Origin of the sequence: Rahnella rivi (genome assembly GCF_019049655.1) — a bacterium.
GTDB classification, from domain to species: domain Bacteria; phylum Pseudomonadota; class Gammaproteobacteria; order Enterobacterales; family Enterobacteriaceae; genus Rahnella; species Rahnella rivi.
This window is the reverse complement of the sequence record NZ_JAFMOX010000050.1, coordinates 121,100-129,811: the sequence shown is the minus strand read 5'-3', so window position 1 is coordinate 129,811 and position 8,712 is coordinate 121,100. Positions and strand designations below refer to the sequence as shown.

Below are 8,712 nucleotides of genomic sequence, written 5' to 3'. Positions count from 1 at the left end.
TACTTATCGTTCTTTTATTTGTATAGGTGAGTGTCTCTAAGCGATATGCTTATTTAGATGAAAGTGAAGATCACTTCCTGTCAGATTTAAATACCTCGTGTTTAGAATGGGTAGCTCACAAGTTATATAATAATAAATAAATTCATATAGTAATGAAAACAGGTAATGTAATAGCATCGCGTATGTGGGAATTATTCACTACGCATCAATACACAAGGATGGGATTTCAATGGCAAATTACAGGATCGATAATAAATACATCTTCAATGAGTCAGCAAAAGAAATAAGAAAGTTATATACCAATAAAAAACTGAAACTGACGTGTATGCGTTCACAATGCCTCGCCTATATATTCTTACATGCTAATGATGAAGTTATTACTAAGAATGAAATGTCTCAGGCGATTTGGGGAGACAGAAGTCAGTTTACCAGTGAAGCCAGTTTGACCCAGGCCTTGTATCTGATCAGGCGAGATCTTAAAACTATCGGCATCGATGATTTATTTATTACCGTGCCAAAAAAAGGTGTGGCCTTTAACAAGACGCTGATCATCGAAGATTTAGGGAACGGCACAATGAAAATGAGTGTGATGAAAGAAAAACGTGTTCTTCTTTTCGTTTCTGCGTGTATTTTGATGATCGCGGCACTTGTTGCTTTTAATTTTTCCTGAATGGTCTTCCCGAAGGGGTAATTTAACGTACGGGTTTTGTAACAGTATAAATTATGACGCTGCTTTAAGCATTTCCGTAAAAACAGGGCATTGAATTTATGAGGATCATGATGCATTTTTTCTAATTATACTGAGGTTGATTTGTATAATGAGGTAAGAAATGGTGAGCGGTAAAACAGATGAATTTGATTATAATCTGATCAAAACAATGAACGAAGTGATTGTCTCAGGAAATTTATCCAGGGCAGCGACTAATCTGAATCTTTCGGTGTCTGCGGTAAGTTCATCGCTAAAAAAACTCAGACAGCATTTTGGTGGAGAACTCTTCTATCGTACTGTCAATGGCCTTAAACCGACCCGCGCAGCGCTGGAGATAAATGATTCCTTTTCGAAGGCGATTTTCATTATTGAAAGTGCGGTAAAGAATAAAGAATTGATGCAGTCCGGCTATTCGACGTTGAAGGTGATATGCCCGGATGTACTGGAAAATTACTTTGGGGCTGACAAAAATGACAACATTGAATTCGCAGATCATGGCTATAGCGATCATGATGATGTGATTCAACATTTTTTGCATAAAAATATCGATATCCTTGCGGGAAATATTGTTTTACACCATGAAAGGGTGATCACGCGAAAACTGGCAGTGTTCGACGATTTTGTCATTGTGTGCAGCGCAAACAGTATTTTAGCCAGCCAGGATAATTTCACCCTGACACAGTATTATACGCTGCCACATGTTTGTTACTGCCACAGATTGCTGGGGCCTGAGAAAGCCCCGTTTGGCGGTAAAGTGTATATTGATGCAACTTATTCCGGAAACATCAGAACAGCCTATATGTCGTCCTCTATTAGCGGGGTCATTCATGCGCTGGAACACAGCAATATGCTGGCTGTCTTGCCCCGAAAAATTGCACATTATTTTATCCATGATCGCCAGTGCCCTCTTGTTGAGTTTAATCTTCCAGACGAAGTAAAGATTATTTGCCCTCCTCTTTATGTGAACTATTTGTTCGATGAAGACAGGGGGGTGGATATCAGTGAACTCATTAAATATCCTGTCTGATGCTATTAAAGTAAACCCGATGGTTAACGTTTTTAAAAGACATCATTAGCCTTGCCGAATGCGCGATCATCTGTGGTTTTTTGAATATGACATACTAGCAGGATTTCTGGTTCTTCTGATATGTCATATCTTTATTGTTCGATGAAGACTATTGTTCGATGAAGACACCAGTGTGTCATTTAATCTGTTGAGGAGGTTATTTTGACCCTGGAGGGAAGTGATCAACCCAGTCAGCAATTTTCTTTCCTAATATATTCAGAATAGGGCCAGAGAACACACCGCCTAATCCGGCAAATACTAATACCCGGTTATCACTGATATTTTTATTAATCAGGATAATACTCAGCATCGCCCCGCAAAAACATGAAACGATAATCTGCAACAAACAGTTAATAATGTCCTGCATTAAACCACGATTCACCCTTAACATGATGTACCGAACAATACCGCCCCAGCCAGACATCAGCAGAATAGCGAATATGATTTCATGGTTCATCTGCAATATATTATTAGCACCTTCAGCTACGCTCATACTGCATTTCCTTATGAGTGATGTCGGCTTTCATAAATGAAAGCCGATGCGAAAATATTACTGAATGAAATCCATGGCATCATAAGGGGCACGTTGCCATATAGGGAATGTTGTTCGGTCAAGAATGGGCAGGAACAGGGTGCTGCCGGCCAGATTAATGGCCGAACCGGCCGCCGTGATGCTGGCATTCTTGACGTCTCCTGCCCTGAGATAGTCCACTGTGTCTTTGGCAAAGCCTCTGAATTCACGAAGCGACGCCGCTGACTGGGTTCTTTCACCCGCATGCACCCGTGCGAGATTATCCGAAATACTTTCCAGTGAGTGTTCACTCAGCCCGATATTGTGGTTTTGCAGGAACGTGTTCACGAATTCCACGCCCTTAGGATAAATGGAATCCTCGCTATAGTTTTTCGGGATACGTGACCCTAAAAGCTTTCTACGCACCATCCCCGGATTTTCTGCCATCGCCGGATCAGGAAGAGGCATAATCTCCTGAGCGCCTGAGGGGAGTTGAATTTCAGGCGGTGCGATGCTTTGTGCAGAACCCGCTTCCGGCGCTGCTTCGTGCAAGGACCGCAGGGCTGAGGACTTGGTTTTCTTAAGTATACTTTCCGAAACCTGAGTGGCACTGGTACTGGCGGATTCCGCCTCCAGGGCACTCATGCTGGCTTCCTGGCGGACGACTTTAGGGACGGCGTTGAGTTCCTCTACGGAATCGAGAACCGTATTCACAGCCGTGAGTATTTTCCTGAAGAGTGCATGCCCGCTCGGATCCACGTTATTGACCGGATCCGCCTCGCAATAGACATAGGCATTGATCCCGCCTTTACCAAAGGGGCTGAGGCTGTCGGGGCAGGTAAAGCGCATTAATACCGGGCTGTAAGCGCGATAACCATTCCCTAAATGACTGCTGCCGGTCAGCGGGTCATGACGTTCACCATTAAAGCCCGGCGTAGTCTCGTGCAGATTATTCGTGCTGCCTGAGGGGCCATAATGGAAAGTCTGTCGGGCTTTTCCGTCAGTCGTTAATAACGTGCATCCGGTCGGGCTGGTGCCTGTAAGTTTTAATGACATGTCGATATTCCTTTAAAGAAAATGAACGGGCTACTCCTCCTGCCACCAGACTGGCGTCATAGCCCAGGGGTGACGCAGGATCATTGCGCCTGCGGTGCATTTTTAAAGTGGGCTGATTTGTAGGATTTCTGATGCAGGTCGCGGTTATTCATGCCAAAAATTCCCGCCGCCTTAATCATCCCGTTTTGGCTGTCATTTTCGGCTGAACTTTCAGATAACGCCGTCTGGTTAATTCCCTGTGCGTCAGTCTTTGTCTGCAAACGGGAAGGGTGGTATCCCATGGACTGAAGATAAGTGTTCCGCGCAGGCGTGCCCTGTATACCGGTCGATTTACGTACATCGGGTGTCTGAACTGAACGGGAGGCCCGGTTAGTGTTGAGCATCAGTCTTGAACCACTCACATTCATGTCCGTGAGATAAAGCGAAGGCTCCACGGCTGGCGAATAGGCATTCTGCGCAGCCATGGCCTGTTCCAGCGCAAAATGGGTAGAGACGGACATTTCCGCCGTGACGGTTTTGGCATTTTCGGCCAGTTTTCGGCCTAGTTTGGTGTAGAAAGAGGCGGCGATGCCTCCGTATTCCACACCCAGCCCTATCGCCACTTCGGCCACCGTAACCGACGATGTTTGAATTGCCGTACCTATCGCGGCATTGACAACCCCCAGCGTTGCCGCGCCCTGCAATCCAGATAATCCCGCGGTGCTTCCGGCTACGGCGACTGCGCTGGCCACTTCTGCACCCGCTCCTACGGCAGTCCCCACTCCCGCGAAAGCCGCTGAGGTTGAGGCCGTTGCCGTGGCGGCTGCGAATTCTGCTGTCGTCATGGCCGCACCTGTCCCGACGGCTGCACCCGCCGCCGCACCGGCCTCAGCACCGGCCGTCAATCCCGCTGCCGCTCCTGTGATGGCAGCGCCTACGGTTTGAATGGCAGAGGCAGCAAGCGAGGAGAATAAAGACGCGAAAAAGGTGATCAGGAAAAAGTGCCCTGACGGGTCAGTGTGGTTAATGGGATCGGATCCGCAAAACACATAAGGGTTGATCCCGCCTTTCCCAAAGGGGCTCAAACTGTCCGGGCAGGTAAAACGCATCAGCACAGGACTGTACGCGCGGTAGCCGTTTCCCAGATGATTCACGGCGGTGAGAGGATCATGACGCTGACCGTTAAAACCCGGCAGCTCTGCGTCTTTTTCGCTGGCCGTGCCCCAGGGTGAATAATTAAAGCGGGTGGTTTTCCCCTGCTGTAACGCGCATAAGGGCGTACCGCTGAGGAAATTACCTGTTAATTTCAACATTGTGTTCTTCCTTAATAAAATCTGTGTGGCGCACCCGTCATGTGCCGGGTGCGTGAGAAACATTCAGAAAAGCCTGCGGGGACCCCGCTGGCCGTGCTCTTAACTGGCGAAGCCGTCTTCGCTGACTGCCGCACTGCCGCTGTTTCCCGGAATAAATCGGGTGATTTTCTGGGTTTTGCTGCATGCCTCATTGACCAGACGTTCGCCGGTATAGAACAACTGGCGGTCATCACCGGTCAGCGACTGCATGACCAGCTTATTCAGCGCATCGTAGTGGTAAGTGCTGAGCGGCTTGTTACTGGCATCACAGATGCGGGTCAGACGCCCAAGGGCGTCGTAACTGAGCATCCGGCCCGCTTCGTCCCGGGTCATGCGACCGTTGGCGTCGTATTGCAGAACAATGTGCGCCGGATAACAGGCCGTCAGGGAATGCTTCACTTCTGTCAGCTGGATCGGATCCTGAGAATTGGTAAAGAGGAAGGTGGCAGTATCGGTGCCGCCGCCCGCAATCACCGTCACGCACCGGGTGATGTTGCTCAGTGCATCGAGGGTGAAGGTCTGTGATTTTACCGGCTGGCCATAGCCGTCAACCGTCGGCTCACTGCCACTGCATTCGTATTTAATCAACCGGTTACGGACATCATAAGTGAACGTCTCCGAGCGGATGACGGTGCTGGCGTCAGAAACCTGACGTGTCGCGATCAGATCACTGGCGGTAAAGGTTTGCACGATGCTCAGCGCACTGGCACCGGAAGGCGAAATCACCCGTTTAACTTCACGGTTAAAATCATCCCAGGTCAGTGTGGTCAGCAGACGGGTGCCGTCTTTCGCGAGTGCATTCTGCGAACTGACGCGGCCAGCGGCGTCATAAGCGATACTCACGGTCACTTGCGGATCGCTGATGGTGATCACCCGGCCATAATCGTCGTAATCCAGCGTTTGTTCGTTGCCTGCCACATCAATGTATTTGAGCGGCTGACCTTGCAGGGTCCAGGCGTAGCCTGCCGTGCGGGTCTGTTTGCCCGGCATAAAGAACGTTTCCTGCTGCAATTCACCGGTTGGCCACCAGCTCATGGTTTTGCTGCGGCCATTGGCTTCATGCGCTTCGAGCATTTTTCCCGTCTGTGTCGCGTAGATAAAGCGCTGATCGATATCGCCGCTGCTGCTTTTCACCGACGCCACGGCATCGTCAAGCTCGGTAATGTAGGCATAATTGAGCTGATTTTTCATGTTGTCGCGCACGGTCGCAGGGGAGGCGCATGCCCCTGAGTAGGTGTAAGTCTGGGTGCGGCCACCGCTGACGCTGGTGGTCAGACGGCCCAGGCCATCAAAGGTTTGGGTGCCCAGCAGCAGGGCATTGCCCCCTTTCGGTGTGACGCTCACCGAGGTGATCAGTTTGTCGGTCGAGTTCGGATCGTAGGTTTTTGTCACCACGGTGCCATCCGGCAATGTCTGGGTGAGCATGCGGCCAAAGACGTCCCAGGTGTAATGCGTCACATTATTCTGCGGATCAACGTGTTCACGCACGCGTCCAAGCCCGTCGTGGCGCAGTTGCTGTGTGGACATCTGCACGCCAGCGGCAGTCACTTTGGTGATTTTGTCGGCCAGGTTCTGCTTGTTATACAACGTGTTCTGGGAGGCCAGTTTCAGCGTACTGCCACGGGTGACCTGTAGCTGTTCGATTTTTTCACGGGTAATCGGGTCGAATTGTTGCTGTTGTTGCTGGCCGGAACTCAGCACTTTCATGTAGTTCTGGCCCCAGCTGTCAAACAGGACATTTTGCGCAATCAGCATTTTGGAACTGGTGTCGCCTGGGGTTTTGTAATCGGTGTCCTGCGTTTTAATCAGACGGCTGGAGGCATCATAAAGATGCTCTTTGATCTGATAGAAGGTACCGGCGCTCTTGTCTTTGTCGTTCAGCCATTCGGTAAGAACACGGCCCATGCGGTCGAAGTGTTTGCGGTGCGCGTTCCCTTCATTATCGGTGTAGGTGCTGGTGATTTCGCTGGCCTGGCCGCCGCTAGTTTTCATCGCATACGCGATTTTCAACTCATTACTAAAGCCGTTATCCGGGTTGATGACGCGGCGGACGAGGCGTCCGAGTGAATCGTAGTTCAGCGCGGTTTTTACGCCTTGTGAATTGATAAATGCCCGCAATTTATTGGTGAAACGTGAATGCTCGCGCTGAGTGGTTTGCGTGGTGGCGTCATGGCCGGTAAAGGTGCGGGTGTGGATCAGTGATTCGCCGGATTTCACGTAGGTGAACGCGTTTTCAGACGTCGTTTGCACCCTGTTGCCCACGCGTACCCGGGCCTTTTGAATTCGGCCATAGCTGACTTTATCCGACGCGGTGGCGTGATAGCTTATCTCACGCACCAGTTGGCTCACGCCGTCGTTCAGGCGGGTCATTTTCACCGGGACAATATGGAAAGCCGCGCTGGTGCGATCGAGGGTCGCCAGCTTGTCGAATTTGCTATAGGTCAGTTCAACCGGCGCGTCAAAGCTGGTGGGTGCGGGCGTGACCTTGCGGCTTTTCTCAAAGCGCACAAAACCGTGCGGACAGGCAGGGCAGCCGGTATCCGCCGTGGTTTGCGATTCGCCCGAGGCAGGGTAATAAACGATTTCGGTCAGCGCGCCGCCGGGATCAACCTGTCTGGTCAGATTGCCGCTGGTGTCATATTCGGTGGTGGTGGTTTCCGAATATTTTTTGGCGCCGCTGTTAATCCAGGTAATGGCCTGTTTTTTCAAACATTGCAGTTGCACTGGCTGCATGTCGAACGATTTGCCGGCGTCTTCGTAGTAGGTCATGGCGGTTTGCTTGTTGTCGCCGCCCTGTTTTTCCTCTGATAACGTCATCAGGTGGTAGTGGTTGTAGACGCGGCGGGTGGAAAGTGCGTTCGGTGAGGTGTTATCCACGACCTTTTCAGTACTTTCGTACACATAACTGCCCGGCAATGAATAGGTGTAATCGCTGTCTGCATTCCAGGCGGTGCTGCCGCCATAGCCAAGATAGTTATTGCTGCTGTAGGTATAGGTACGCACCAGATCTGGCTGGCCCATACCCGGTTGGATCGTGTAACTGACCACGGCGGGTAGCGCTTTCTGGCCGGAAGAGGCCGGGAATTTCATCAGATCCTTCTGGTACACCACCGATTTTTTCAGCCCCAGCGGCGTGGTCATGCCGGTCAGGATCTGGCTGTTCATCAGTCCTGCGGTATAAGCAAGGCTCCAGGTTAAGGTGATGTCGGCACTGGAATGGCTGAGGGCGGTGAGGAAATTATTCTGTGTGGTCAGCGTGATGTCATATTTTTCGCTGTTGTTTGGCGTGAAATGGAAAACCGTGTTGGCCAGATAGTCAACGGCGCAGTGAACGTCATTGTCCATATCCACGACTTTTGTCAGGCGTGGCGTGCCGTGTGTGCCATCCCAGGTAAGCGTAAGATAATGTCCAAAAGCACCAATGATTTTTACCGGCAAATAGAGATTCTGGCACACCAGCCCCAGCACTTCGGTAACACCACTTTTATGCACCACCTGATAACCAGAAGACGTTTTCGTCATGACAAAGGTTTTCAGTTTCATCTGGCGCACGCTTAACGTATTGCCATTTTCATTGATCACATAATGTTCACCGGTATTCAGCGTCACGCGTTTCTTCTGACTGTCATACATCGTCATGCCGGTCGTAAAACCCAGACCAAAACCGATATTGGTTTCTGATGTGGGGGAATAGCTGATGGTAAAGGGAATTTCAGGTCCGTTGCCGTTATTACCGACAATGTTTCCGAGGCTCAGGCTTGCACTGTAAAGGCCTGTGCGTGGATCCACTTCATCATTCACTGAACTCATAAAGTTCTTCGTCTGTGTATAATAATTTTCACTCATGATTCATTCCTTTTTTTCATATAACGTCATTGTAAAAACAGCTATCCGTCAGGAACTCGCCCTGTTTCTAGAAATTAAACTGCGTTGTGACTAAATGGCAGAGTAATAGTTTCGGCGTATAAATCATGTCATTGCTTCTCATTTTGTTTTTAATCCGTTTCGACAATGATTGTGAAGCGTGAAGTGATATAAA

The 8,712-nt window shown here is 49.8% G+C and carries 5 protein-coding genes and 1 pseudogene; 2 read left to right on the top strand and 4 right to left on the bottom strand.

The genetic code is table 11. From position 1 onward, the window contains the following. Positions 1-229: 229 nt before the first annotated feature. Positions 230-670 carry a winged helix-turn-helix domain-containing protein gene (locus J1779_RS06245; RefSeq protein ID WP_217203156.1) on the top strand — a complete coding sequence of 147 codons (441 nt, stop codon included), beginning with the start codon at positions 230-232 and terminating at the stop codon, positions 668-670. A gap of 160 nt (positions 671-830) precedes the next feature. Further along, positions 831-1,736, top strand: coding sequence for a LysR family transcriptional regulator (locus J1779_RS06240; RefSeq protein ID WP_217203155.1), 906 nt, complete (start codon positions 831-833; stop codon positions 1,734-1,736). Between the two features lie 196 nt (positions 1,737-1,932). Here the strand turns inward: J1779_RS06240 and J1779_RS06235 are convergent, their stop codons facing one another. From J1779_RS06235 to J1779_RS06220, 4 genes and pseudogenes are all read right to left on the bottom strand, one after another. Further along, entirely contained in the window at positions 1,933-2,268 is a 336-nt protein-coding gene (locus J1779_RS06235; RefSeq protein ID WP_217203153.1) for a phage holin family protein, read from the bottom strand. Between the two features lie 755 nt (positions 2,269-3,023). Beyond that, positions 3,024-3,219: pseudogene (locus J1779_RS25770) on the bottom strand (RHS repeat-associated core domain-containing protein); the annotation flags it as partial. A 203-nt stretch (positions 3,220-3,422) separates the two neighbouring features. Then, positions 3,423-4,634, bottom strand: a complete 1,212-nt coding sequence (locus J1779_RS06225; protein WP_238485079.1) for an RHS repeat-associated core domain-containing protein — start codon at positions 4,632-4,634, stop codon at positions 3,423-3,425. 99 nt (positions 4,635-4,733) lie between these two features. Then, entirely contained in the window at positions 4,734-8,519 is a 3,786-nt protein-coding gene (locus J1779_RS06220; protein WP_217203148.1) for an RHS repeat domain-containing protein, read from the bottom strand. Positions 8,520-8,712: the final 193 nt, after the last annotated feature.